23 protein-coding genes are annotated in these 22,703 nt (G+C 74.0%); 15 read left to right on the top strand and 8 right to left on the bottom strand.

All coding sequences use genetic code 11. The features are described from left to right. The first annotated feature begins 6 nt into the window (after nucleotides 1–6). From ABZ193_RS33015 to ABZ193_RS33005, 3 genes are read left to right on the top strand one after another with little or no spacing between them, the layout of a single operon-like run. Complete coding sequence (locus ABZ193_RS33015; RefSeq protein ID WP_354712645.1) at nucleotides 7–1,299, top strand: acyclic terpene utilization AtuA family protein; 1,293 nt, start codon at nucleotides 7–9, stop codon at nucleotides 1,297–1,299. After that, nucleotides 1,290–1,607, top strand: a complete 318-nt coding sequence (locus ABZ193_RS33010; RefSeq protein ID WP_354712644.1) for a hypothetical protein — start codon at nucleotides 1,290–1,292, stop codon at nucleotides 1,605–1,607. The genes ABZ193_RS33015 and ABZ193_RS33010 overlap by 10 nt, the downstream gene beginning before the upstream one ends. A 10-nt stretch (nucleotides 1,608–1,617) precedes the next feature. Continuing rightward, nucleotides 1,618–2,652 carry a DNA polymerase IV gene (locus ABZ193_RS33005; RefSeq protein WP_354712643.1) on the top strand — a complete coding sequence of 345 codons (1,035 nt, stop codon included), beginning with the start codon at nucleotides 1,618–1,620 and terminating at the stop codon, nucleotides 2,650–2,652. A 165-nt stretch (nucleotides 2,653–2,817) separates the two neighbouring features. Here the strand turns inward: ABZ193_RS33005 and ABZ193_RS33000 are convergent, their stop codons facing one another. Continuing rightward, nucleotides 2,818–3,546, bottom strand: coding sequence for a CGNR zinc finger domain-containing protein (locus ABZ193_RS33000; protein ID WP_354712642.1), 729 nt, complete (start codon nucleotides 3,544–3,546; stop codon nucleotides 2,818–2,820). A 52-nt stretch (nucleotides 3,547–3,598) separates the two neighbouring features. Between ABZ193_RS33000 and ABZ193_RS32995 the strand changes: the two genes are divergently transcribed. Continuing rightward, the gene (locus ABZ193_RS32995; RefSeq protein WP_354712641.1) at nucleotides 3,599–4,516 is read left to right on the top strand and encodes a DMT family transporter; all 918 of its coding nucleotides are present in this window, start codon (nucleotides 3,599–3,601) and stop codon (nucleotides 4,514–4,516) included. Here ABZ193_RS32995 and ABZ193_RS32990 read toward each other — a convergent pair. Next, nucleotides 4,422–5,360: a zinc-binding dehydrogenase gene (locus ABZ193_RS32990; protein ID WP_354712640.1), complete on the bottom strand. Its 939-nt coding sequence runs from the start codon at nucleotides 5,358–5,360 to the stop codon at nucleotides 4,422–4,424. The two genes, ABZ193_RS32995 and ABZ193_RS32990, sit on opposite strands and share 95 nt — an antisense overlap. A 57-nt stretch (nucleotides 5,361–5,417) precedes the next feature. Between ABZ193_RS32990 and ABZ193_RS32985 the strand changes: the two genes are divergently transcribed. From ABZ193_RS32985 to ABZ193_RS32975, 3 genes are all read left to right on the top strand, one after another. Then, nucleotides 5,418–6,272 (top strand): universal stress protein, encoded by an 855-nt coding sequence (locus ABZ193_RS32985; protein ID WP_354712639.1) that lies wholly within the window; start codon nucleotides 5,418–5,420, stop codon nucleotides 6,270–6,272. Nucleotides 6,273–6,498: 226 nt separating this feature from the next. Beyond that, nucleotides 6,499–7,269: an ABC transporter ATP-binding protein gene (locus tag ABZ193_RS32980; protein WP_354712638.1), complete on the top strand. Its 771-nt coding sequence runs from the start codon at nucleotides 6,499–6,501 to the stop codon at nucleotides 7,267–7,269. Between the two features lie 2 nt (nucleotides 7,270–7,271). Next, complete coding sequence (locus ABZ193_RS32975) at nucleotides 7,272–9,116, top strand: FtsX-like permease family protein (protein ID WP_354712637.1); 1,845 nt, start codon at nucleotides 7,272–7,274, stop codon at nucleotides 9,114–9,116. On the opposite strand, the gene ABZ193_RS32970 is transcribed toward ABZ193_RS32975, so the two are convergent. The 3 genes from ABZ193_RS32970 to ABZ193_RS32960 all read right to left on the bottom strand — a co-directional run bounded on the left by ABZ193_RS32970 (nucleotide 9,097) and on the right by ABZ193_RS32960 (nucleotide 12,073). Then, nucleotides 9,097–10,284 (bottom strand): cytochrome P450, encoded by a 1,188-nt coding sequence (locus ABZ193_RS32970; protein WP_354712636.1) that lies wholly within the window; start codon nucleotides 10,282–10,284, stop codon nucleotides 9,097–9,099. The two genes, ABZ193_RS32975 and ABZ193_RS32970, sit on opposite strands and share 20 nt — an antisense overlap. 14 nt (nucleotides 10,285–10,298) lie before the next feature. Next, nucleotides 10,299–11,228, bottom strand: a complete 930-nt coding sequence (locus tag ABZ193_RS32965; protein ID WP_354712652.1) for a PDR/VanB family oxidoreductase — start codon at nucleotides 11,226–11,228, stop codon at nucleotides 10,299–10,301. 83 nt (nucleotides 11,229–11,311) lie between these two features. Beyond that, nucleotides 11,312–12,073, bottom strand: coding sequence for an IclR family transcriptional regulator (locus ABZ193_RS32960; RefSeq protein ID WP_354712635.1), 762 nt, complete (start codon nucleotides 12,071–12,073; stop codon nucleotides 11,312–11,314). An 88-nt stretch (nucleotides 12,074–12,161) separates the two neighbouring features. On the opposite strand from ABZ193_RS32960, the gene ABZ193_RS32955 reads away from it, so the two are divergent. Beyond that, nucleotides 12,162–12,578 (top strand): winged helix-turn-helix domain-containing protein, encoded by a 417-nt coding sequence (locus tag ABZ193_RS32955; RefSeq protein ID WP_354712634.1) that lies wholly within the window; start codon nucleotides 12,162–12,164, stop codon nucleotides 12,576–12,578. Here ABZ193_RS32955 and ABZ193_RS32950 read toward each other — a convergent pair. Beyond that, nucleotides 12,571–12,909, bottom strand: a complete 339-nt coding sequence (locus ABZ193_RS32950) for a cupin domain-containing protein (RefSeq protein WP_354712633.1) — start codon at nucleotides 12,907–12,909, stop codon at nucleotides 12,571–12,573. The two genes, ABZ193_RS32955 and ABZ193_RS32950, sit on opposite strands and share 8 nt — an antisense overlap. Before the next feature lie 169 nt (nucleotides 12,910–13,078). Between ABZ193_RS32950 and ABZ193_RS32945 the strand changes: the two genes are divergently transcribed. From ABZ193_RS32945 to ABZ193_RS32925, 5 genes are read left to right on the top strand one after another with little or no spacing between them, the layout of a single operon-like run. Then, nucleotides 13,079–13,903 carry an ABC transporter permease gene (locus ABZ193_RS32945; RefSeq protein WP_354712632.1) on the top strand — a complete coding sequence of 275 codons (825 nt, stop codon included), beginning with the start codon at nucleotides 13,079–13,081 and terminating at the stop codon, nucleotides 13,901–13,903. Further along, nucleotides 13,888–14,598, top strand: a complete 711-nt coding sequence (locus ABZ193_RS32940) for an ABC transporter ATP-binding protein (RefSeq protein WP_020420597.1) — start codon at nucleotides 13,888–13,890, stop codon at nucleotides 14,596–14,598. Before ABZ193_RS32945 ends, ABZ193_RS32940 begins: the two co-directional genes overlap by 16 nt. Continuing rightward, a complete protein-coding gene (locus tag ABZ193_RS32935) occupies nucleotides 14,585–15,595 on the top strand; it encodes an ABC transporter substrate-binding protein (protein WP_354712631.1) in 1,011 nt (336 codons plus the stop codon). Before ABZ193_RS32940 ends, ABZ193_RS32935 begins: the two co-directional genes overlap by 14 nt. A 2-nt stretch (nucleotides 15,596–15,597) precedes the next feature. Then, nucleotides 15,598–16,755, top strand: coding sequence for an LLM class flavin-dependent oxidoreductase (locus tag ABZ193_RS32930; RefSeq protein WP_354712630.1), 1,158 nt, complete (start codon nucleotides 15,598–15,600; stop codon nucleotides 16,753–16,755). A gap of 52 nt (nucleotides 16,756–16,807) precedes the next feature. Further along, on the top strand, nucleotides 16,808–17,785 hold the full coding sequence (locus tag ABZ193_RS32925) for a serine hydrolase domain-containing protein (protein ID WP_354712629.1): 978 nt from the start codon (nucleotides 16,808–16,810) through the stop codon (nucleotides 17,783–17,785). Here ABZ193_RS32925 and ABZ193_RS32920 read toward each other — a convergent pair. Then, complete coding sequence (locus ABZ193_RS32920) at nucleotides 17,775–18,683, bottom strand: proline dehydrogenase family protein (RefSeq protein WP_354712628.1); 909 nt, start codon at nucleotides 18,681–18,683, stop codon at nucleotides 17,775–17,777. The two genes, ABZ193_RS32925 and ABZ193_RS32920, sit on opposite strands and share 11 nt — an antisense overlap. An 11-nt stretch (nucleotides 18,684–18,694) precedes the next feature. Then, on the bottom strand, nucleotides 18,695–20,320 hold the full coding sequence (pruA, locus tag ABZ193_RS32915) for an L-glutamate gamma-semialdehyde dehydrogenase (RefSeq protein ID WP_237338522.1): 1,626 nt from the start codon (nucleotides 20,318–20,320) through the stop codon (nucleotides 18,695–18,697). Nucleotides 20,321–20,416: 96 nt separating this feature from the next. Here pruA and ABZ193_RS32910 point away from each other — a divergent pair, with 96 nt between their 5' ends. Continuing rightward, nucleotides 20,417–21,973, top strand: a complete 1,557-nt coding sequence (locus ABZ193_RS32910) for a helix-turn-helix domain-containing protein (RefSeq protein WP_354712627.1) — start codon at nucleotides 20,417–20,419, stop codon at nucleotides 21,971–21,973. Nucleotides 21,974–21,982: 9 nt separating this feature from the next. After that, nucleotides 21,983–22,300 carry a nuclear transport factor 2 family protein gene (locus ABZ193_RS32905; RefSeq protein ID WP_354712626.1) on the top strand — a complete coding sequence of 106 codons (318 nt, stop codon included), beginning with the start codon at nucleotides 21,983–21,985 and terminating at the stop codon, nucleotides 22,298–22,300. Nucleotides 22,301–22,703: the final 403 nt, after the last annotated feature.

Below are 22,703 nucleotides of genomic sequence, written 5' to 3'. Positions count from 1 at the left end.
GAGAGCATGAACTGCGTACGGATCGGCGGGGGAGCCGGCTTCGCGGGGGACCGGTTCGAGCCCGCGGAAGCGCTCGCCCGCGACGGGGAGCTCGACGACCTCGTGCTGGAATGCCTGGCGGAGCGCACGATCGCGCTCGGCCAGCAGCGCAGGCTGGCCGACCCCGCGACGGGGTACGACCCGCGGCTGCTCGCCCGGTTCGAACGGCTGCTGCCCCTCTGCGCCGCGCGGGGCGTGCGGGTGATCACGAACATGGGCGCGGCGAACCCCCTTGCCGCCGGCCGCGTGACGGCGGAGCTGGTCGAGCGGCTCGGCCTCGGCCTGTCCGTCGCGGTGGTGACCGGGGACGACGTGCTCGACCGGATCGACCCGTCCGCCCCGGCGCTGGAAACCGGCCGCCCGCTGGCCGAGCACGGGGAACTCGTGTCCGCCAACGCCTATCTCGGCGCGGAGCAGATCATGCCGGCGCTGGAGACCGGTGCGGACGTGGTGCTCACCGGCCGCGTCGCCGATCCCTCGTTGTTCACCGCGCCACTGGCCCAGCGGCTCGGGTGGGACCTGCGCGATCCCGCGGCGATGGCCGCCGGGACCGTGGCCGGGCACCTGCTGGAGTGCGCCGGGCAGCTCACCGGCGGGTACTTCGCCGACCCCGGTCGCAAGGACGTGCCCGGGCTGGCCGAGCTGGGGTTCCCGTACGCCGACGTGACCGCCGACGGCGACGTGGAGGTGTCGAAACTGCCCGGCACCGGCGGTCTGGTGTCCCGCGCGACGGTGCGGGAGCAATTGCTGTACGAGGTCACCGACCCGACGGCCTACCTCACCCCGGACGTCACGCTCGACCTGCGCGAGGTGACCGTTGCCGAGACCGGGCCGGACCGGGTGGCGGTGTGCGGCGCGGTCGGGCGGGCGCGGCCGGAGAAGTTCAAGGTCAGCGTCGGCTACCGCGCCGGGTGGCGGGCCGAAGCCGGGATTTCCTACGCCGGACCGGGCGCCCGGGCGCGCGCCGAGCTGGCCGGTGAGGTGGTCCTGCGGCGGCTCGCGGGCACCCGCGTGCGGGCCGACGTGCTGGGGGCGGAGGGGTCGCCGGAGTGCCGGCTGCGGATCGCCGCGTCGGCCGCGGACCGGGCGTCGGCCGAGGTCGTGTGCCACGAGGTGGAGGCGCTCTACACGAACGGGCCGGCCGGGGGCGGAGGCGTCCGGACGGCCGTGACGGAGGTGATCGGGATCGTGTCCACGCTGATCGACCGGGACCGGGTCGAGCCCGCGGTGACCGTGATCGGAGTTCCGTCGTGCGGGTGATGTTGCACGAGGTTGCGCACTGCCGGGCCGGCGACAAGGGCGACACGTCGATCCTGTCGCTGTTCCCCTTCGACGACCGGCATTTCGCGGACCTGGAGCGTGAGGTGACGGCGGAGCGGGTGCGCGAACACCTCGCTGGTCAGGTGCGCGGCGAGGTGGCGCGTTACGTGCTGCCGAAGCTGTGCGCGCTGCAGTTCCGGTGCCGTCAGGCGCTCGACGGCGGGGTGACGACGTCGCTCGCGCTGGACACCCACGGCAAGGGGCTGAGTTCGCGTCTGCTGGCGATGGAGATCGAGTTGTCCGGCTAGCCTGGGTGGCGTGTCTGCGGACGACTGGGTCCTGCACGTGGACCTGGACCAGTTCATCGCGGCGGTCGAGGTCGCGCGGCACCCCGAGCTGCGCGGGAAACCGGTGGTGGTCGGCGGGAACGGGGACCCCTCCGAGCGGGCGGTCGTGGCGACCGCGTCGTACGAGGCGCGCGAGTTCGGGATCCAGTCCGGCATGCCGTTGCGGACGGCGGCGAAGCGGTGCCCGGACGCGGTCTTCCTGCCGGTCGACAAGGAGGCCTACGAAGAGGTCTCGGAGCGGGTGATGGCGACGCTGCGGGGCTTCCCGGTGGTCGTCGAGGTGATCGGGTGGGACGAGGCGTTCGTCGGCGCCCGGGTGGCGGACCCGGAGGCGCTGGCGGCGGACATCCGGGCGCGGGTGGCCGCGGAGACCGGGATGTCGTGCGCGGTCGGGATCGGGGACAACAAGGTGCGGGCCAAGATCGCGACCGGGTTCGCCAAGCCGGGCGGGATCTACCGGCTGACGCGGGCGAACTGGGTCGCGGTGATGGCTGACCGGCCGACCGACGCGCTGTGGGGGATCGGGCGCAAGACGGCGAAGAAGCTGGCGGAGGCCGGGCTGACCACGGTGCGGGACCTCGGCACGGCCGACCCGGACGAGCTGGCGAAGCGGTTCGGGCCGACGATGGGGCCGTGGTACCGGCTGCTCGCCCAGGGCGCGGGGGACACCGAGGTGACGGCGACGCCGTACCTGGCGAGGTCGCGGAGCCGGGAGACGACGTTCCAGACGGATCTGGACGACCGCGGCGCGGTGGACGCGCAGGTGTCGGCGCTGGCGGCGCGGGTGGCGGAGGACGTGGCGGGGGAGGGTCGCCCCGCGGTGCGGATCGGGGTGAAGGTGCGGTTCAAGCCGTTCCTCACCTACACGCGCAGCCTGACCCTGCCCGCGCCGACGAGCGATCCGGTGGAGATCGAGCGCGCGGCACTGTCGTTGTTGGACCGTTTCGAGTGGACCCGCCCGGTGCGCCTGCTGGGCGTACGAGCCGAGTTCAACCGCGACGAGTGAGGCCCGCCCCGGTTGTGTGGTTTCGGGGCGACGGCCGGGCGCGTGTGGTCCGTCAGCGCCGGGCGCGGTGGTAGGGGCGGCCGGCCCGCGACGAGCGAGGCCACTGCCCCGGGGCGACGGTCTGACCCTGCCGGCGCTGCGCGCCGCGCGCGGGGGCGTGGCCTGTCAGCGGCGGGCGCGGTGGTAGTGGCGGCGAGCCCGCTCGCGGTTGCCGCAGTCGGCGGAGCTGCACCAGCGGCGGGAGCCGTTGCGGCTGCGGTCCAGGAAGAGCCAGCCGCAGCCGTCGTCGGCGCAGCGGCGCAGCCGGGTCAGGTCCTCGAACTGCAGCAGCCGCCACGTCTCCAGCGCGAGCGCGTCGCGCAGGTCCCGCGTGCCGTGGAGCGGGATCCGCCACTCGAGCGGCACCACCGACACGACCTCCGCCCGCGCCAGCGCACCCACGATCAGCCGCCGCAACGGTTCGACGTCCCCGGGCTCCGCGCCGGTCGCCAGCGGCTCCAGCACCCGGTGGGCTGCCTCCCGGAGCTCGCGCACCTCAGCCACGCCACCGCCCGGCTCCAGCACCCGGTGGGCCGCTTCCCGGAGTTCGCGCACCTCGGCGACGCAACCGTCCCGGACCGTGCTGGGCGGCTCCGGCGCCTGGTGGGCCGCCTCCCGAAGCTCGCCCTCCTCGGCCACGTCACCGTCCGGGACCGTGCTGAGCGGCTCCAGCACCTGGTGGGCCGCCTCCCGCACCTCCGCCACGCCACCGTCCGGAGCCACCGTGAACCCCGCCGCCTCGGCCCAGCGCCGCAGCGCGTCGTCGTCCGGTAGCCGCTCCTCGCGGCGTGCCGGGTCCAGGCGCCACGCGACCGTGTTGACCAGGTCGAGCGCCACGTGACCGCCGACGAACATCTAACGAGCATAACCGGTGTTTGGCTGTTAGGTCCACGGGTAGCCGACGGGTATGCGACCTGCCTGGGGTGTCGCGACGGGGGCGCTCGCCGTCTCCGCGTCGGCCGTGCTGATCGAGCTGTCCGGGACGGCGCCGGGCACCGCCTCGTTCTACCGGTGCCTGTTCGCGCTGGCCCCGCTGGCGGTGCTCGCCCGCGCCGAACACGGCGGCGCGCTCGGCCGATCCGAGCGGGTGCGCGCGGTCCTGGCGGGCGCGTTGTTCGCCGGGGACAGTCTACTGTGGACACAGGCGATCGGCGAGATCGGGGCCGGGCTTTCCACCGTGCTGGTCAACCTGCAGGTCGTGCTCGTGCCGGTGATCGCCTGGGCAGCCGACCGGGAGCCGGTGTCCCGCCGCTACTTCGCGGCGGTCGCGCTGGTGCTGCCGGGGGTGGTGCTCGCCGCGGGCGTGACCGGCGGCCCGGCGTCGGTGGCCGGGACGATCCACGCGTCGCTGGCCGCCCTGTGCTACTCGGGCTTCCTGTACCTGCTGCGCCGCGGCGGGCAGGACGGGCGGACCCGGCGGTCCTACCTCGTCGTCACCGCCTCCGCCGCGGTCGTGTCGCTGGCCGCCGGGTTCCTCGGCTACGGGCTCGACATGACGCCGGGGTGGGCCGCGATCGGCTGGCTGGTGGTCGTCGCGGTGTGCGGGCAGGTCGTCGGCTGGCTCCTGGTCGCGACCAACACACCGCGGCTGCCCAGCGCGGTCGGGGCGGTGCTGCTCCTGCTCACCCCGGTGGGCGCGGTCGTGCTGGGCGCACTGGTGCTGGGGGAACGGCTGTCGCCACCGCAGCTGCTCGGCTGCGCCATGGTTCTGGCCGGTGCGGTACTGGCCGCTAGATCACCAGCAGCGTCTTCCCCTTGGCGCAGCGGGACTCCAGCGCGCGGTGCGCGTCCGCGGCGCGACTCAGCGGGAAGGTCTGCCCGATGACCGTGCGCACCGCGCCGCGGGCGGCCAGGCGCAGCATCCGTTCGGTGCGGGCGCGGCGGCCGGGCTCGTACTCCCGCAACTGCTCCAGGCCATAGGCCGTCACGTCCGGCCGCACCTCGTCCACCGCGACCGGCGCGCCGCCGGCCCACCCGTAGTTCGAGTACCGCCCGCCCGTCACGACCAGCTTGGCCGCCGCCCGGCCCAGGTCGCCGCCCACCCCGTCGAACGCCACGTCCACCGGCCCCACCTCGTCGGTCCAGCCGGGCTCGCTGTAGTCGGCCACCGCGTCCGCGCCCAGCGCGCGCACCATCTCCAGCTTCTCCGCGCCCCGCGCCGCGCCGATCACGTGCGCTCCCGCCGCGTGCGCGAGCTGCACCAGCAGGGTGCCCAGCCCGCCCGCGGCAGGCTGCACCAGCACTCGCTCACCGCGCCGCACCGCGGCCCGTTCGAACACCGCCAGCGCGGTGGATCCGTCGTGCAGCAACGCCACCGCCTCCCGCAACCCCACGCCCGGCGGGATGCGGATCAGCTGCCCGGGCGTGGCCGGCACCTGTTCGGCGTACGCGCCCTGGACGTCGGCCAGCACCCACTCGCCGCACCACGACGGGTCCGTCCCCGCGCCGATCTCCGTGACCTGTCCGGCGGCGCCCGCGCCGGGCACGTACGGCGGCGTCACCGGGAACAGGTGCCCGGCCTCGCCGCGGCGGATCACCGTGTCGATCCACAGCACGCCGGCCACCTTCACCTCGACCACGACCTGCCCGGGCCCCGGATGCGGGTCCGGCACCCGCTTCACCCGCAGCACTTCGGGGCCGCCGAACCGCACCGCCTCGATCACGCGCATGGGGCCAGGCTGCAACCTCCACCACGCTGGAGGTCAAGCGTGAGTAGCGTGGGCGGCATGGCGGACGAGATCGTGGTCGGGGTGGACGGTTCGGCGGCGGCGCTGGACGCCGTCCGGTGGGCGGCGGGCGAGGCTGCGTTGCGGAAGCTGGCGCTGCGCCTGGTCTACGCGGCCGACGTCACCGGTGGCCGGTTCGACGGCGGGCTGCCGGTGCCACAGAGCTTCTTCGACGAGCTGCAGCGCGCCGGGCAGCAGCTGCTGGCGGACGCGGCGGCCGTCGCGGGCGAGGTGCCAGTGTCGTCGGAGATGCCGCTGGAGCCGGCGGTGCCCCTGCTGCTGGAGCGCTCCCGGACGGCGCGGATGGTCGTGCTCGGCTCGTCCGGGCGGGGCGGGTTCACCGGGATGCTGGCCGGGTCGACGGCCGTGTCGGTCAGCGCGCACGCGTCGTGCCCGGTCGCGGTGGTCCGGGGCCGCCCGGACGCGGCCGGCCCGGTGGTCGTGGGCGTCGACGGCAGCCCGACCAGCGAGGAAGCGCTGAAGGTGGCGTTCGACGAGGCCGCGTGGCGGGAGGTGCCGCTGGTGGCGATCCACGCCTGGAGCGACGCCGACTACGGTGTCCCGCTGCCCGCCCCGGACCTCGACTGGGCCGAGGTGGAGCGCGAACAGCAGCGGCTGCTGGCCGAACGCCTGGCGGGAAGGCAGGAGCGCTACCCGGACGTGCGCGTGGAGCGGGTCGTGGTGCGGGACCGCCCGCGGGACGAGCTGCTGGCCCGCAGCCGGGACGCTCAGCTGGTCGTCGTGGGCAGCCGCGGCCGCGGCGGGTTCCGGGGACTGGTGCTCGGATCGACGAGCCAGGCGCTCATCCACCACGCCGACTGTCCCGTGCTGGTCGTGCGGCCGCAGACCGGCTGAGCGCGCAGGTCGCGCGAGGAGCGGATAGCCGGGTCGCTCGGTCGGGCAGCTGGGCGGGCTGCACACTCAGGCCCCGCTGCGGTGGCCGAGTTCGGGAGGCGGTGCGGCCCGGCGGCGGGTGCGCCCCCGCAGGCCGCGCAGGGAGCCGGGGGTAGGGCCAGCCCCACCGGGGATTCGGTGGTCGGCACCGCTGACCGGCGCCCCGATCCGCGATGGGATCTAACCCATGACAACGCCTCTGGAAACCGCCGTCGCCGGCAGGCTTCGGCCGCACGGGGAGCCGGCCGTGGAGCTTCGGGCCGTTTCCCGCACCTACGCCGCCGGCCAGCACGAGGTCCGCGCGCTCGACGGGGTCAGCGTCGCCTTCCCCGCCGGGTCCTGGACCGCCGTCATGGGGCCCTCCGGCTCCGGCAAGTCGACCCTCCTGCACTGCGCCGCCGGCCTGGAACGCGTCACCACCGGGCAGGTCCTCCTCGGCGGCGAGGACATCACCACCGCCGACGACGCCCACCTCACCGCGCTCCGCCGCAGCGAGATCGGCTTCGTCTTCCAGAGCTTCAACCTCATCGGCTCGCTCACCGCCGAGCAGAACGTCGCGCTCCCGCTCAAGCTCGCCGGCACCCGGCCGTCCACGAAGGACGTTCGCGCCGTGCTCGCCGCCGTCGGGCTCGACGACCGCCGCCGTCACCGGCCCCGCGAACTGTCCGGCGGCCAGCAGCAGCGCGTCGCGATCGCCAGGGCCATGGTCACCCGCCCGCGCGTCCTCTTCGCCGACGAACCCACCGGCGCCCTCGACTCCGCCGCGGCCCGCAAGGTCCTCGGCCTGCTGCGCGACCTCGTCACCGCGGGCCAGAGCATCGTCATGGTCACCCACGACCCGGCCGCCGCGGCCAGCGCCGACTCCGTGGTGTTCCTCCGCGACGGCCGCGTCGTCGACCACGCCGTCACCCCGACCGCCCGTGAGGTCGCCGACCGCCTCGCCAGGCTGGAGGCCTGACCGTGTTGCGACTGTCCTGGAACACCTTCACCGACCGCTGGACGCTGTTCCTCGGCGCCATCCTCACCGTCTGCCTCGGCGTCGCGCTCGTCCAGTCGTCCCTGCTGATCCTCGTCTCCGCGGCGACCGCGGGCGGCGAGGTCGTCGAGGCGGTCACCCTGCTCGGCCTGACCCTGGGCATCTCGGCGTTCCTCGCGGTGTTCATCGTCAGCTCCACCTTCGCCTTCACCGTCGCCCAGCGCCGCCGCGACCTGGCGCTGCTGCGGCTCGTCGGCGGCGGGCGCGGCCAGGTCCGCCGCCTGCTGCTGTCCGAGGCCGTGCTGCTGGGCGTGCTCGGCACCGCCTTCGGCGTCCCGCTCGGCCTGCTGGTGATGCGGATCCAGACCTGGCTGCTGCGCGAACTCGGCTTCGTCCCGTCCGCGTTCACCCCGCGCTGGCAGGACTGGATCCTCGGCGTGTCCGCCGGCATCGGGCTCGGTGTCGCGGTCGCCGGGGTGCTCGCCGCGTCCCGCCGCGCCGCGAAGGTGCGCCCGCTGGAGGCCCTGCGCGAGACCGGCGCGGCGGCCCGAGTCATGACCGGCGCCCGCTGGTTCTTCGGCGTGCTGTTCCTGGCCGGGGCGGTCGCCATGGCGATCGTGTCCGCGTTCGCCCCGCCCGAGGGCGCCATCGCGTTGTCGATCAACACCGCACTCGCCGCCGCGGTCGCCCTGACCGCGCTGAGCCCGCTGGTCGTGCCCGCGGCGGGGCGCATCGCCGGGCTGGTCCGGCGCGGGCCCTTGGGACGGCTCGCCGAGGCGAACCTGCGCGACGGCGTCCGCCGCAGCGCCTCCACCGCCGCGCCGCTGATCGTGCTCGTCGCGCTGCTGGTCGCCCAGGCTGGCACGCTCGCCACCATCGGCAAGGGCGCCGAAATCGAGGAGCGCGCCGACATCCGCGGCGACCTCGCGGTGACCACCACCGGACCGTCCGATCTGGACGTTCCCGGCGTCGCCGCGGTGTCCCCGCAGACCCGGGTGCCGGTTTCGGTCGTCACCTACAGCGACGACGACACCGACACCGAACAGGGCTACGCCGCCGCGATCGACCCCGCCGCCTACGCCGCGACCCACGTGCGCGGCCCGGAACAGGGATCGCTCGCCGACCTGACGGGGCCGACCATCGCCGTCGCCTCCGGGTTCCAGCCGGTCGGCAGCACCGTCACCGCCCGGATCGGCGACAGCGAGCTGGACCTGCGGGTCGTGGCCGTGCTGCCGGCGACCCTCGGCGGCGGCGCGGACTTCCTGCTGCCGCGCGAGATCGTGCCCGCCGCGGTGCTGGCCGCCGCGCCCACCGAATCCATCGTGCGGCTGGCGCCCGGCGCGGACGCGAGCGCGCTCGCCGGCCGCGGCGAAGTGACCACAGTGGACGACTGGATCGCCGCCAACAGCGCGGAGCAGCAGGACACCAGCACCGGCATCATGACCGTGATCATGGGCCTGTCCGGGCTGTACGCGCTGATCGCGGTGGTCAACGCCGTGGTCATCGCCGCCGCCGACCGGCGCCGCGAGTTCGCCGTGGCCAGGGTGACCGGCCTGACCCGCGCGCAGGTGGTGCGGTCCGCGGTGCTGGAGTCCGGCGCGGTCACCGGCATCGGACTGGTGCTGGGCGGCCTCGCCGCGACCACGACCCTGATCGGGATCTCCGCCGCGGCGGGCCGGATCGCCGGGCAGAGCGTCCTGGTGGTGCCGTGGGCGCTGATCGCGGTCGTGGTGCTGGGGGCGTTCGCGGTGGTCGGCGCGACCAGCGCGTGGACAGCGCTGTCTGCGACCCGGCCCAACCCGGTGTCGCTCACCGGCGCGGCGGAGTGAGGTGCAGCCGCATCGGCAGCGACCGCCAGGCACGCAACGTGTTGTTCAGGTGGCGGGTGCCCGGGCCGAGCAGTTCGAACCGGCGCACCCGCTTCGCCAGCGCGGTCAGCAGCGCCTCGGCCTCCAGCCGGGCGACGTGCTGGCCGACGCACTGGTGCAGGCCCATCCCGAACCCGACGTGGCCGGACGGGTCGCGGCCGAGGTCGAAGACGTCCGGATCGGCCCAGCGGCGTGGATCCCGGTTCGCCGCGCCGAGGAACATCAGGATCTTGTGCCCGGCCGGGATGGTCACGTCCGCGACCCGGGTGTCCCTGGTGGCCGTGCGGAAGAACGTCTGCACCGGCGACTGCCAGCGCACCGCCTCGTCGAAGGCGGCGCGGGCCAGCCGGGGTTCCGCGCGCAGCCGGTCCCACTGGCCCGGGTGCGTGGCGAACGCGTAGAGCACCGCGGCCAGCCCGTGCACCGTCGTGTCCACCCCGGCCGTGAGCAGCGACCGGACCACCAGCGGCGCCTGCTCGTGGGTGATCTCGCCGCGGTCGGCGGCCGCCCAGATCGCCGCGCCGAACCCGTCGCCGGTGAGCCGGTCGCGGGCGCACTGCTCGTTCACCCACCCCGACCACCGCGGCATGTCTGGCGCCAGCGCGGTGACCAGCTCGTTGCGCGGGCCGAACGCGTTGAAGGCGAAATTGCCGTAGGGCAACAGGTTCTCGCGCCCCGCGCGGCCGATCCCGACCGCGTCCGGGAACACCCGCAGCGGGAACGCCTCGGCGAGCGCGGGGACGACGTCGAGCTCGGTGTCCAGCACGCGCTCGACCAGGTCCTCGGCCGCGGCGAACCAGTCCTCGCGCAGCTTCCGTAACGCGCGCGGGCCGAGGATGCCGGACAGCACCCGGCGCGGGGCGTCGTGGCGCGGCGGGTCCGCCTCGAGCAGCAGGCTCGGCGGCCGCCACGGCTCCTCGACGTGGAAGTTGGCCAGCCCGACCCCCGCGGCGGAGGAGAAGTCCTGCCAGTTCGTCAGCGCGGCGTGCACGTGCTCGTAGCGGGCGAGGGCGTAAACGTCGTAGCGGCTCAGGCGCACGACCGGGCCGGCGTCACGCAACTTGGCGTGCAGGGGTTCCGGTTCGGCCAGGACCTCGGGCGCGAACGGGTCGGTGTCGTCGGTGATCACGAATTCTCCTCAGGTCACAGGTCGAGGACGAGGCGGTCGGTGCACGAGCGGGACACGCACACGAACATGACCTCGCCCGCGGCGCGCTCGTGGTCGGCGAGGATCGAGTCGCGGTGGTCCGGAACTCCGGCCAGGACACCGGTTTCGCAGGTGCCGCAGGTGCCCTGCCGGCACGAGGACAGCACGTCCACGCCCGCGCCGCGCACCGCTTCCAGCACCGAGGTCCCCGGCGTGACGGTGACGGTCGCCCCGGTCCGCCGCAGCTCGACCTCGAACGGCTCGTCCCGCGCCGGCGCCTGCTCGCGTGCCGTGAAGCGCTCGACGTGCAGCGAGAACGGCGGCCAGTCGCGGCACGCGGATTCGACGGCGGCCAGCAGGGGAGCGGGCCCGCAGCAGTAGACCTTCGTGGCCGGGCGCGGCGTGCCGAGCCAGGACGCCAGGTCGAGCAGGCCGTGTTCGTCCTCGGGCACCAGGTGGACGCGGTCGCCGTAGGAGGCGAGCTCGTCGGTGAAGGCCATCGACGCTCTACGGCGGCCGCCGTAGAGCAGGGTCCACTCGGCGCCGAGCAGGTCCGCCTGGTGGATCATCGGCAGCAGCGGGGTGATCCCGATGCCGCCCGCGACGAACAGGTAGCCGTCGCTGGGCACGAGCGGGAAGTTGTTGCGTGGCCCGCCCACCCCGACGCGATCGCCGACGCGCAGGTGGTCGTGCACGTAAGCCGAGCCGCCGCGTCCCCGCGGTTCGCGCAGCACGCCGATGCGGTAGCGGTGCGCGTCCCACCGGTCGCCGCACAGCGAGTACTGCCGGGTCAGCCCGTTCGGCAGCACGAGGTCGATGTGCGCGCCGGGGGTCCACTCCGGCAGCCGTCCGCCGTCCGGACGGGACAGGGTCAGCGCCAGCACCCCCTCGGCGCGTTCTTCGCGGGCGGTGACCTCCAGGGTCACGACTTGGCTCACCGGACGCCTCCTTGCGCTGGGTTGCTGGCACGCAGGATGCGATTTCGCGACGACGGGCGGCGACCGGGTTCTCAATGAATGAGAGGCGAGGGCGGCAGCGAGCGGGTGATGCCGCGCGCGGCGGCCATCAGGATGCCGGTGACCGCCCTGCTCTCGGCCGTGTTGGGCACGATGACCGACAGCGCCGCGACGACGGCGCCGCGGGCGTCCTTGACCGGCACCGCGACGCCGAGCGCTTCCTCGTGGATGTGGCCCGGGCACCAGGCGAAACCCTGCTTGCGGATGTCGGCGAGCGTGCTCCGCAGGCGGTCCGGGGTGGTGATCGTGTTCGCGGTGTAGGCCCGCATCGGCCCGGCGAGCACGCGGTCGCGCAGGTCGGCGGGCCCGTGGGCGAGCAGGACGAGCCCGGAGGAGGACGCGTGCATCGGCAGCCGCCCGGCGATGCGGGTGTAGTTGATGACCGCCTTCGGGGCGGAGAGGCGCTCCAGGAAGATCACCTCGTCGCCGTCGCGGACCCCGAGCTGCACGTGGTGCCCGACGACCGCGTGGACGTCCTCCATGAACGGCATGGCCGCGTCGCGCAGCGTGGCCGTGGGGGAGGCGCGCAGGGCCAGCTCCCACATCCGCACGCCGATCCGCACCCGCCGGTCGTCGTCGCGTGTGAGCAGGCCGTGGCCGGTGAGCTCGGCGACCAGGCGGGACGCGGTCGCCAGGTGCAGCCCGGTCCGCCGGGCGATTTCGGAGACCTGCAGGACCGGCTCCTCCGGCGTGAACGCCTCGAAGATCCGCACCGCGCGGGAGAGGACGGATTCACCGGTCGGCTGCCTGGGCACGGCCCGAGTGTGTCACGGATCCGCGCGAGCCCGGCCCACCTGCCGGGACGCGATTGACCGGCCCCGGCCGTCGTGGCTTGCTGGGATCATGACGCAGTCCCTCACCCGGGTCGACCGGCCGGACGGCGCGGTCGAGCTGCACATCGTGGTCCACGGCGATCCGGACCGCATCGGCGCGGTGATCGGCGAAGCGCTCGGCGCGCTGGAACCCGCGCCGGAACCGGCACTGCGCATCGACACCACGTCGCGCCGGGTCCGCTCGCACGGCGCCGAGATCGAGCTGACCCGGCTCGAATACGAGCTGCTGCTGTTCCTGGCGCGCCGCCCCGGCCGGGTCTTCGACCGCGCGGCACTCACCGAGCACGTGTGGCGCCTGCCCGGACCGAGCCGTGGCCGCACGATCGACGTGCACGTGCGCAAGCTGCGCAGCAAGATCGACCGGTTTTCGATCACCACCGTGCGCGGCGTCGGCTACCGGTTCGACGGCCGCGCCGACATCACCTGAGGACGCGCCCCACCTCCGGCGGCGGCGCCTTGAACTCCAGCCACCGGCTGTCCGTCACCGCGGCGACCGTGTGCCGCACCCCGCGCGGGTGCACCAGCGTGTCCCCGGCGCCGAGCCGCGCCTGCCGCCCGTCCACCGAGCCGGTCAGCTCACCGGACAGCACGTAGATGAAGCTGTCGTGGTCGTGGAAGTGCTCGGGCGAAGCCACCCCGGCGGGGTATTCCAGTTCGAGCAGCAGCCCGCGCTCGGTGTTCTGCAGGACGCGGAAGCGGCCGGAACCGCCGAGGAGCGGGAGTCCCTCGACGGAGGTCAGTGGCTGGAAGTCGGTCACCGGGGCAGCCTGACCGCCGATCGGCTGTCCTGTCAACGTTTCCCCAAGTGGTGAAAGAAACTCCGGCCTGCTCAGCGGAACCGGTTCCGCGATCCGGGAGCACGTTGACCCACCCGATCGTGGGAGGAAGCATTTTCGGTGAAACCCCCGAAAAAATGGGAGAAGATCCGTGTCGCTTTCCGCAACGGACGTTCTCGCGCGCCCGGAGGAGGCAACCGGGACGCGGCCGCGTCCGGCCCGGAGACGCCGCCTGCCCGACCTGCGCCGCTGGATCAGTCCACTCGCGCTGCTCGCCCTGTGGCAGCTCGCGTCCTCGACGGGCGCGCTGTCCCCGGACAAACTGAGTTCACCGTGGACGGTCCTGCAGGCCGGTGTCGAGACCGCGCGGTCCGGCGAGCTGGGCGAGGCGTTCGCCGTGTCGATCGTGCGCGTCGGCCTCGGCTTCGCGATCGGCGCCGGCGTCGCGCTGGTGCTGGGCGTGGTCGCCGGCCTGTCCCGCTGGGGCGGGGTGCTCATCGACCCGCCCGTGCAGATGCTGCGCACCCTGCCGTTCCTGGGCCTGATCCCGCTGTTCATCCTGTGGTTCGGCATCGGCGAGGAACCGAAGATCGTCCTGGTCGCGCTGGGTGTCGCGTTCCCGCTCTACCTCAACATCTACTCCGGCATCCGCAACGTCGACGACCACCTCGTCGAGGCCACCACCGCGCTCGGCTACACCCGCTGGGAGCGGCTGGTCCACGTGGTGCTGCCGTCCGCGGTGCCGCAGACGCTGGTGGGGTTGCGGCAGGCGCTGGGCGTGGCGTGGCTCGCGCTGATCGTCGGCGAGACCGTGAACGCCGACGCGGGTCTGGGCTACCTCATCAACAACGCGCGCGAGTTCCTGCGCACCGACGTGATCGTGGTCGGCCTGATCGTCTACGCCGCGCTCGGCCTGATCACCGACGCGCTGGTCCGCCTGATCGAACGGAGGGCGCTGCGGTGGCGCGGGAACTGATCGCCAGGGTGCACGGCCTGACCAAGCGCTTCGGCGAGCGCGCCGTGCTGTCCGATGTGGACCTCGAGATCGGGCGCGGCGAGTTCGTCGCCCTGCTCGGCCGCAGCGGCTCGGGCAAGTCGACGCTGCTGCGGATCCTCGCCGGGCTGGACACCGCCATCGAGGGCGAGGCCAGGGTCGAGGGCGCGGTGTCCGTGGCGTTCCAGCAACCGCGGCTGCTGCCGTGGCGGCGGGTGTGGCGCAACGTCGTCCTCGGCCTGCGCGACCGCGGCCGCGACCGGGCGCTGGCCGAGCGCGCGCTGGCCGAGGTGCGCCTCGCCGACCACGCCGACGCCTGGCCGCGCACCCTGTCCGGCGGTGAGGCGCAACGGGTCTCGCTCGCCAGGGCGCTGGTGCGGGAACCGGACCTGCTGCTGCTCGACGAGCCGTTCGGCGCGCTGGACGCGCTGACCCGGCTGGCGATGCACCGGCTCGTCGAGGACCTGTGGCGCGAGCACCGGCCGGGCGTGCTGCTCGTGACCCACGACGTGGACGAGGCGTTGCTGCTCGCCGACCGCGTCCTCGTGCTGGGGGAGGGGCGGATCATCGCCGAGCACGTCCTGGACCACCCGCGGCCCCGCGCCGTGTCCGACCACATCGACGTTCGCGCCAGGGTGCTGGCCGATCTGGGAGTGACCGACCATGCGATTGCCTAGAGTCCTCGCCGCCGTCACCGCACTCGCGCTGACACTCACCGCGTGCGGCGGGGCGAGCGAGCCGTCGTCGAGCCCGTCCGTGCCGCCGCCGGTCAGCGCGGCCGACCTGGCGAAGGTGACGTTGAAGGTGGGCGACCAGAAGGGTGGTTCGCAGGCCCAGCTCAAGGCTGCCGGCCTGCTGAGCGACCTGCCGTACAAGATCGAGTGGTCCACCTTCACCTCCGGCCCGCCGCTGCTGGAGGCCGCCTCCGCCGGCGCCATCGACATCGGCGGCGTCGGCAACACGCCGCCGATCTTCGCCGCGGCCGCGAAGGCGAAGATCTCGATCGTCAGCTCCGCGCAGGGCAACGTCGCCAGCGACGCCCTGCTGGTGACCGCCGATTCGCCCCTGCGGACCGTCGCCGACCTCAAGGGCAAGACCATCGGCGTGGCCAAGGGCAGCTCGGCGCACGGCCAGATCCTGCTGACCCTGGCCAGGAACGGACTGTCCACGAAGGACGTCAAGCTGTCCTTCCTGCAGCCGGCCGACGCCTACGGCGCGTTCACCCAGCGCCAGATCGACGCGTGGGCGGTGTGGGACCCCTACACCTCGCAGGCCAAGCTGGAGGCGAACGCCCGGGTACTGGCCGACGGCACCGGGGTCGCCAACGGCTACACCTTCCAGGTCGCCGGGCACAACGCGCTGTCCGACGCGGGCAAGAACGCCGCGATCCGCGACTACGTCGTGCGGATCGCCAAGGCCCAGCAGTGGGCCGACACCCACCGCGAGCAGTGGGCCCAGGCCTGGTCCGCGGAGACCGGGCTGAAGCCGGAGGTCACGCTCGCCGCCGTGGAGAACGGCCCGGACCTGCCCGTGCCGCTGGACGACAAGGTGATCGCCTCCGAGCAGGAGCTCGCCGACGCGTTCGCCGACGACAAGGTGCTGCCCGGCAAGATCGACTTCGCGGGGTTCACCGATACCCGGTTCGCCGCCGACCTGGCCGCAGCGAGGGGATGACGATGACGATCACACCGCACTGGTTCCTGCCCACCACCGGCGACGGCCGGACCATCGTGGAACGGTTCCACGCCAACCGGTCCCTCGGGCCGGTCGCGCAGCGCGAACCCACCATCGACTACCTGGCGCAGGTCGCCCGCGCCGCCGAGCAGCTCGGCTTCGAGGGCGTCCTCACCCCGACCGGCACCTGGTGCGAGGACGCCTGGCTGAGCACGGCGGCGCTGATCCGCGAGACCAAGCGGCTCAAGTACCTCGTCGCGTTCCGCCCCGGCGTCATCTCGCCGACCCTGGCCGCCCAGATGGCCGCCACCTACCAGCGGATCTCCGGGGGGCGGCTGCTGCTCAACATCGTCACCGGCGGCGATTCGATCGAGCAGAAGCGGTTCGGCGACTTCCACGACCACGACCAGCGCTACGCCCGCACCGACGAGTTCCTCACGATCGCCCGCGGGGTGTGGAGCGGCGAGCCGTTCGACTTCACCGGCGAGCACCTCTCGGTCGAGGGCGCGACGGTGCTCGCCCCGCCGGACCCGGTGCCGCCGCTGTACTTCGGCGGCTCGTCCCCGGCCGCGCTGCCGGTCGCGGCCCGGCACGCCGACGTCTACCTGACCTGGGGCGAGCCGCCCGCCCAGGTCGCGGACAAGATCCGGCGCGTGCGGGAGCTGGCCGAGGCGCAGGGGCGGACGATCCGGTTCGGCATCCGGCTGCACACCCTGTCCCGGGACAGCTCGGCCGAGGCGTGGGCGGAGGCGCAGAAGCTGCTGGACGCGCTGAGCCCGGAGCAGGTGGCGAAGGCGCAGGCGCAGCTGGCCGCCAGCGAGTCCGAGGGGCAGCGGCGGATGGTCGCCCTGCACGGCGGCGGCCTGGATCGCGGCGTGCGCGGGCTGGAGATCCACCCGAACCTGTGGGCCGGCATCGGCCTGGTCCGCGGCGGCGCGGGCACGGCGCTGGTGGGCAGCCACGGCGAGGTCGCCGACCTCATCGAGGAGTACCACTCGCTGGGCATCGAGGAGTTCGTGTTGTCCGGGTACCCGCACCTGGAGGAGGCGTACTGGTTCGCCGAGGGCGTGCTGCCCGAGCTGGCGCACCGCGGCCTGCTGCGCGGCACCCGCGACCAGCGGAGCACCCTGCGGGAGGAGCGGCACGTCGCAGCTCAGTGAATTCAGGGCCGCTCGGTAAAACCAGGTGAGCCGATCCCCTCCACCCGGCAGGATGGCCCGGGTGGAGGGGATCGACGCGCTCGCTGACGACACCGGGTTCTCCGGGGTCGTCCGGGTGGACTCCGGTGGCCGCACGTTCGCCAAGGCCTACGGCTTCGCCCACCGCGGGCTACGCGTGCCCAACACGGTCGGCACCCGGTTCGCCCTGGCCAGCGGCACCAAGGGCCTCACCGCGCTCACCGTCGCCGCGCTGGCCGAGCGCGGTGTGCTCGGCCTGGACACCACGGCCCGGTCGCTGCTCGGCGACGACCTGCCGTTGATCGGCGACGAGGTCACCGTCGAACACCTCCTCGCCCACCGCTCGGGCATCGGCGACTACTGCGACGAGGACGTCGACCGGCCGATCACCGACCACATCCTGTCCGTGCCGGTGCACGAGCTGGCCGCCACCGAGGACTACCTGCGCGTCCTGGACGGGCATCCGCCGAAGTTCCCGCCGGGGCAGCGGTTCTCCTACTGCAACAGCGGTTACGTGGTGCTCGCCCTCCTCGCGGAGCGGGCCGCGGGCCGCCCGTTCGCCGGCCTGGTGCACGACCTGGTGTGCGTGCCCGCCGGGATGACGGACACGGCGTTCCTCCGCTCCGACGAGCCCGCGGCCGGGGTCGCCCTCGGCTACGTCGGCGAGCGGCGGACCAACGTGTTCCACCTGCCCGTGCTCGGCAGCGGCGACGGCGGGATCTACTCCACCGCCGCCGACGTGCACGCGTTCTGGACGGCGTTGTCCGCCGGGCGGATCGTGCCGCTGTCGCGGGTGCGCCGGCTGACCGCGCCCCGCAGCGACGTCCCGGAGGAGGGCCTGCGGTACGGGCTCGGGTTCTGGCTCGACGGCGACGCGATCCGGCTGGAGGGCTACGACGCCGGCGTGTCGTTCCGGACCGTCCACAGTGGCGCGACGACCTGGACGGTGCTGTCCAACACCTCCGACGGCGCGTGGCCGGTCGCGCGCCGGGTCGCCGAGCTCACCGCGTGACCAGCGCCCGCAGGAAGAACGCCAGGTTCGCCGGACGCTCCGCCAGGCGGCGCACGAAGTAGCCGTACCACTCGTCGCCGTAGGGCAGGTAGACGCGCACCGCGTGATCGCGCGCGAGCCGCCGCTGCTCGGCGTCCCGGACGCCGTACAGCATCTGGAACTCCCAGTCCGGACGGTCCTTCCCCAGTTCCGCGGCGATCGCGATCATCCGCGGGTCGTGGGTGGCGACCATCGGGTGCCCGGCGCCGTCCATCAGCACCCGCAGGCAGCGCACGTAGGACCGGTCCACTTCGGACTTGTGTTGATATGCGACGGAGGCGGGCTCGGCGTACGCGCCCTTGCACAGCCGGACCCGCGAGCCCGCGTACGCCAGGTCCCGGCAGTCCTGCTCGGTGCGCCGCAGGTAGGCCTGCAGGACCGCGCCGACCCACGGGAAGTCCGCACGCAGCTCCCGCAGCACGCCGAGGGTGGCGTCGGTCGTGGTGTGGTCCTCCATGTCCAGCGTGACCGTGGTGCCCGCGGCGGCCGCGGCCGCACAGATGCGGCGCGCGTTGTCCAGGGCGACGCGGTCGCCGTCGGGCAGGCGCAGCCCGACGGCGGACAGCTTCACCGACACCTCGGCGTCCGGTGCGAGACCGTGGTCGGCCAGCAGCGTCAGCAGTTCGGCGTACGCCTTCACCGTGGCGGCGGCCATCGACGGGTCGGTGGTGTCCTCGCCGAGGTGGTCGAGCGTGACCGCCCGGCCGCTGCCGATCAGGTTGGCGGTCACGGCGAGTGCGTCGTCCACAGTGGACCCCGCGACGAACCGGTGGACCACCGGGCGGGTCAGCGGGGTCCGCTCGACGAGGGACCGGCAGGCCGGCGACCCGGCCGCGGCGAGCAGTGCGGTGCGCAGCACGGCGGTCCTCCTCAGCCCTGGTGCGGGTAGCCGACGGTGGTCGGCGGCACGAAGGTCTCCTTGATCGAGCGCGGGCTCACCCAGCGGAGCAGGTTGTGGATCGACCCGGCCTTGTCGTTGGTGCCCGACGCCCGCCCGCCGCCGAAGGGCTGCTGCCCGACGACCGCGCCGGTCGGCTTGTCGTTGACGTAGAAGTTGCCCGCGGCGAACCGCAGTTCCTCGGTGGCGTGGGCGATCGCGGCCCGGTCGGTCGCGATGATCGACCCGGTCAGCCCGTACGGCGCGACGCCTTCCAGCTGGCGCAGCACGGTGTCGTAGGCGGCGTCGTCGTAGACGTGCACCGCGAGCACCGGCCCGAAGTACTCGGTGGTGAACACCTCGTGCTCCGGGTGGTCCGAGGCGAGCACGGTCGGGCGCACGAAGAAGCCCTCGCTGTCGTCGGCGGTGCCACCGGCGAGGACCTCCAGCCGGTCGTCGGCGCGGGCGCGGTCCAGCACCCCGGCCAGCCGGTCGAACGCGCGCCGGTCGATCACCGCGCCGAGGAAGTTGCGCAGGTCCGTGACGTCGCCCATGGGCAGCGACTCGACCTCGGACAGGAAGTCGTCCCGCATCCGCGTCCACAGCGACCGCGGGACGTACGCCCGCGAGGCGGCGGAGCACTTCTGGCCCTGGTACTCGAACGCGCCGCGGACCAGCGCGGTGCGCAGCACGTCGGTATCGGCCGACGGGTGGGCGAGCACGAAGTCCTTGCCGCCGGTCTCGCCGACGATCCGCGGGTAGGTGCGGTAGTTCGCGATGTTCGCGCCGACCTGCGACCACAGGTGCTGGAAGGTCCGGGTGGAGCCGGTGAAGTGGATGCCGGCGAGATCGGGCGAAGCCAGCGCGACCTCGGAGACCGCCAGGCCGTCACCGGGCAGCAGGTTGATCACGCCCGGCGGCAGGCCGGCTTCCTCCAGCAGCCGCATCGTCAGGTGCGCGGCGAAGGTCTGGGTGGGGGAGGGCTTCCACAGCACGACGTTGCCCATCAGCGCGGGCGCGGTGGGCAGGTTGCCCGCGATCGCGGTGAAGTTGAACGGGGTGATCGCGTAGACGAACCCCTCCAGCGGCCGGTGGTCGGTGCGGTTCCAGACGCCGGGGGAGCTGGCGGGCTGCTCGGCCAGCAGGCGGCGGGCGAAGGCCACGTTGAAGCGCCAGAAGTCGGCCAGCTCGCAGGCGGCGTCGATCTCGGCCTGGTGCACGGTCTTGGACTGGCCGAGCATGGTGGCGGCGTTCAGCTTCGCGCGCCACGGGCCGGTGAGCAGGTCGGCCGCGCGGAGCAGGATCGCGGCGCGGTCGTCGAAGGACAGCTTCCGCCAGGCGGGGGCGGCCTCGCGGGCGGCGGCCAGCGCGTCGCGGGTGTCCTGCTGGGTCGCGGAACCGAGGACGCCCAGCACGGCGCGGTGGTTGTGCGGCTGGACGACGTCGATCCGCGGCCCGCCGCCCATCCGCTGCTCGCCGCCGATCGTCGCGGTCAGCTCCAGCGGCTCCTTCGTCAGCTCGGCCAGCGCCGCCTGCACCTCGGCGCGCTCCGGGCTGCCCGGCGCGTACTGCAGGACCGGCTCGTTGGCCGGGGTGGGCACGGTCGTCACGGCATCCACGGCAGCTCCTCCTCGGTGTCGGATGTCTCAACGGTAGGAACGCCGAGGTCTCCGAAGGTTGTGAGTTCGGCCAGTTCCGGCGCTACTGTTTGTCCGGTGGCACAACTGCGGCAGGTCCTGATCGCGCTGGGCGATCCGCTGGTCGAGGTGGAGGTCGCGCCGGAGGGCCTGGACGGCGAGGTCGGCGACGTCGTGGTGCTGGAGCCCGACGACGACCCGGAGTTGCGGCGCGGCGACCTGGCGCTCGTGATCGGGGCGCGCGGGCGGGCGGCGGTGCCGTTGATCCGGGCCGCCGGGCGCCGGGGCGCGGCCGCGGTGGCGGTCAAGGTGGAGTCCGATTCGGCGTTGCCGTTGCTGCGGTCCGCGGCCACCGACGCCGGGGTCGCGTTGCTGGCCGTCGCGGCCGACGTGCGGTGGGAGCAGCTCGCGACGCTGGTGCGCGGGGTGCTGGAGGCCGCCCGCGGCGCGGCGGACGAGGACGGGGGGGAGACGCTCGGCGACCTGTTCTCGCTGGCCCAGACGATCGCCGCGCTGACAGGCGGGATCGTCAGCATCGAGGACACCGCGAGCCGGGTGCTGGCGTACTCGCGGTCCGACGACGAGGTGGACGAGCTGCGGCGGCTGTCGATCCTGGGTAGGCAGGGGCCGGCGCCGTACCTGAAGATGCTGCACGAGTGGGGCGTCTACCAGCGGTTGCGGGCGACGGAGGAGGTCGTGCGCATCGAGGAGCGGCCGGATCTGGGCATCCGCACGCGGCTGGCGATCGGGGTGCACGCGGGCGGACGGCCGCTCGGGTCGATCTGGGTGCAGGAGGGCGCCGCGCCGCTGGCCGCCAGGGCGGAGCAGGCCCTGATCGGCGCGGCTCGGGTGGCCGCGCTGCACCTGGTCCGGCGGCGCAGCGCGGCGGGCACGCGGTTCCGGGAGAACCTGCTGGCCGGGATGCTCGAGGGGCGCAGCGATCCGGTGTCGGTGGCGCGGCAGATCGGGGCCGACCCGGCGAAGCCGGCCGCCGTGGTCGCCTTCGCGCCGCGGGAGGCCGAGCCGGTGGACCGGTCGGAGCTGGAGCTGCGGCGGTCCGCGCTGGCGGCGGTGATCTCGGTGCACGCCGCGGCGTACCGGCGCAGCGCGATGGTGACCCAGCTGGGCGACCGGACGTACGCGTTCCTGCCCGATCTGCCCGCGGGGGTGTCGCTGCTGGACCTGACACGGGAAATGGTGGCGTCGGCGGAGGTGCCGGTGCGGGCGGCGGTCGGCCGGGTGGTGGCGGTGGCGGACGTGGGGGTGTCGCGGCAGGAGGCGGACCGGGTGCTGGACGCGATGGCGCGCGGCTTGGACCTGGAGGTGGCGACGCTGGCGGACGTCCGGTCGCAGGTCCTGGTCAGCGAAACGCTCGCGGTGCTGGCGGACAACCCGCGCCTGCGCGACCCGAGGCTGACGGCGTTGCGCGCGGAGCACCCGGACCTGGCCTCGTCGTTGCTGGCGTACCTGGACGCCCTGGGCGACGTCCGTTCCGCGGCGCGCGCACTGCACGTCCACCCGAACACGGTGCGCTACCGGGTCCGCCGAGCGGCGGAGGTCGCGGGCATCGACCTGGCGGACCCACTGGAGCGGTTGTTCGCGTCGCTGCAGTTGCGGTTGCCGCCGGGTGTCTAAGCTGGCGTGATGACCGAGCTGCCGCCCGCCGTCCAGCAGGTGTTCGACGCCACCAACCGTGGTGACAGCGAAGCGTTCCTGGACGCCTTCACCGAGGACGGCCAGGTCGACGACTGGGGCCGCACCTTCACCGGCCGCGCCGAGATCGCGGGCTGGAACGACCGCGAGAACATCGGCGTGCAGGCGCACTTCGAGGTGCGGGACGCCCGGACGACCGGCGACACGACGACGGTGACGCTCCAGGTGAGCGGCAACGGATTCAACGGACCCGGCACGTTCGAGTTCGTCCTCCGGGACGAGCACGTGGCGCGCATGCGCATCCGCTGACTCCCGGGCGAGGGGGACGGCCCGGCCGCTGCCGCCGGGCGTATAACGACCAACACGGTGCCGCTTTGAGCGGACGGCAGCCCGGTTGAGTGCCGACAGCGCCGCGCAGCGGGGGATGTACTCCAGTACTGCCGCCGCGAACGGCCTATACGGGCGCCGTTCAAGCAGACCGGCCGCCCGGCGGAGCCGACAGCGCCGCTCGGCGCCCGCACCGGAACAGCGCTCATGGCTCGGCGATGGGGAACAGCCCGCTGCGGCCGGGAAGCGCCTAGGCGCGTCAGCGGTAGCGGCCCACGGAGCGGGTCCGGCGTCAGCGCCGCGCGGGGGCGCGGGTGGGGCGGGCTCGGAGCGCCCGTGCGCCAGCGTATTGGAAACCCCCCACCGGCCGGGCAACCCCTACCGG

The organism is Amycolatopsis sp. NPDC006125 (assembly GCF_040614195.1).
GTDB lineage: Bacteria > Actinomycetota > Actinomycetes > Mycobacteriales > Pseudonocardiaceae > Amycolatopsis_E > Amycolatopsis_E tucumanensis.
This window is presented reverse-complemented; position numbering and strand designations above follow the sequence as displayed.

What these genes read in the sequence shown, in the direction of transcription:
- ABZ193_RS33015 (WP_354712645.1), top strand. Translation starts at nt 7, where the DNA reads ATGAACTGCGTACGGATCGGCGGGGGAGCCGGCTTCGCGGGGGACCGG.
- ABZ193_RS33000 (WP_354712642.1), bottom strand. Translation starts at nt 3,546, where the DNA reads ATGTTCGTCGGCGGTCACGTGGCGCTCGACCTGGTCAACACGGTCGCG.
- ABZ193_RS32995 (WP_354712641.1), top strand. Translation starts at nt 3,599, where the DNA reads ATGCGACCTGCCTGGGGTGTCGCGACGGGGGCGCTCGCCGTCTCCGCG.
- ABZ193_RS32990 (WP_354712640.1), bottom strand. Translation starts at nt 5,360, where the DNA reads ATGCGCGTGATCGAGGCGGTGCGGTTCGGCGGCCCCGAAGTGCTGCGG.
- ABZ193_RS32985 (WP_354712639.1), top strand. Translation starts at nt 5,418, where the DNA reads ATGGCGGACGAGATCGTGGTCGGGGTGGACGGTTCGGCGGCGGCGCTG.
- ABZ193_RS32980 (WP_354712638.1), top strand. Translation starts at nt 6,499, where the DNA reads ATGACAACGCCTCTGGAAACCGCCGTCGCCGGCAGGCTTCGGCCGCAC.
- ABZ193_RS32955 (WP_354712634.1), top strand. Translation starts at nt 12,162, where the DNA reads ATGACGCAGTCCCTCACCCGGGTCGACCGGCCGGACGGCGCGGTCGAG.
- ABZ193_RS32935 (WP_354712631.1), top strand. Translation starts at nt 14,585, where the DNA reads ATGCGATTGCCTAGAGTCCTCGCCGCCGTCACCGCACTCGCGCTGACA.
- ABZ193_RS32930 (WP_354712630.1), top strand. Translation starts at nt 15,598, where the DNA reads ATGACGATCACACCGCACTGGTTCCTGCCCACCACCGGCGACGGCCGG.
- ABZ193_RS32925 (WP_354712629.1), top strand. Translation starts at nt 16,808, where the DNA reads ATGGCCCGGGTGGAGGGGATCGACGCGCTCGCTGACGACACCGGGTTC.
- ABZ193_RS32905 (WP_354712626.1), top strand. Translation starts at nt 21,983, where the DNA reads ATGACCGAGCTGCCGCCCGCCGTCCAGCAGGTGTTCGACGCCACCAAC.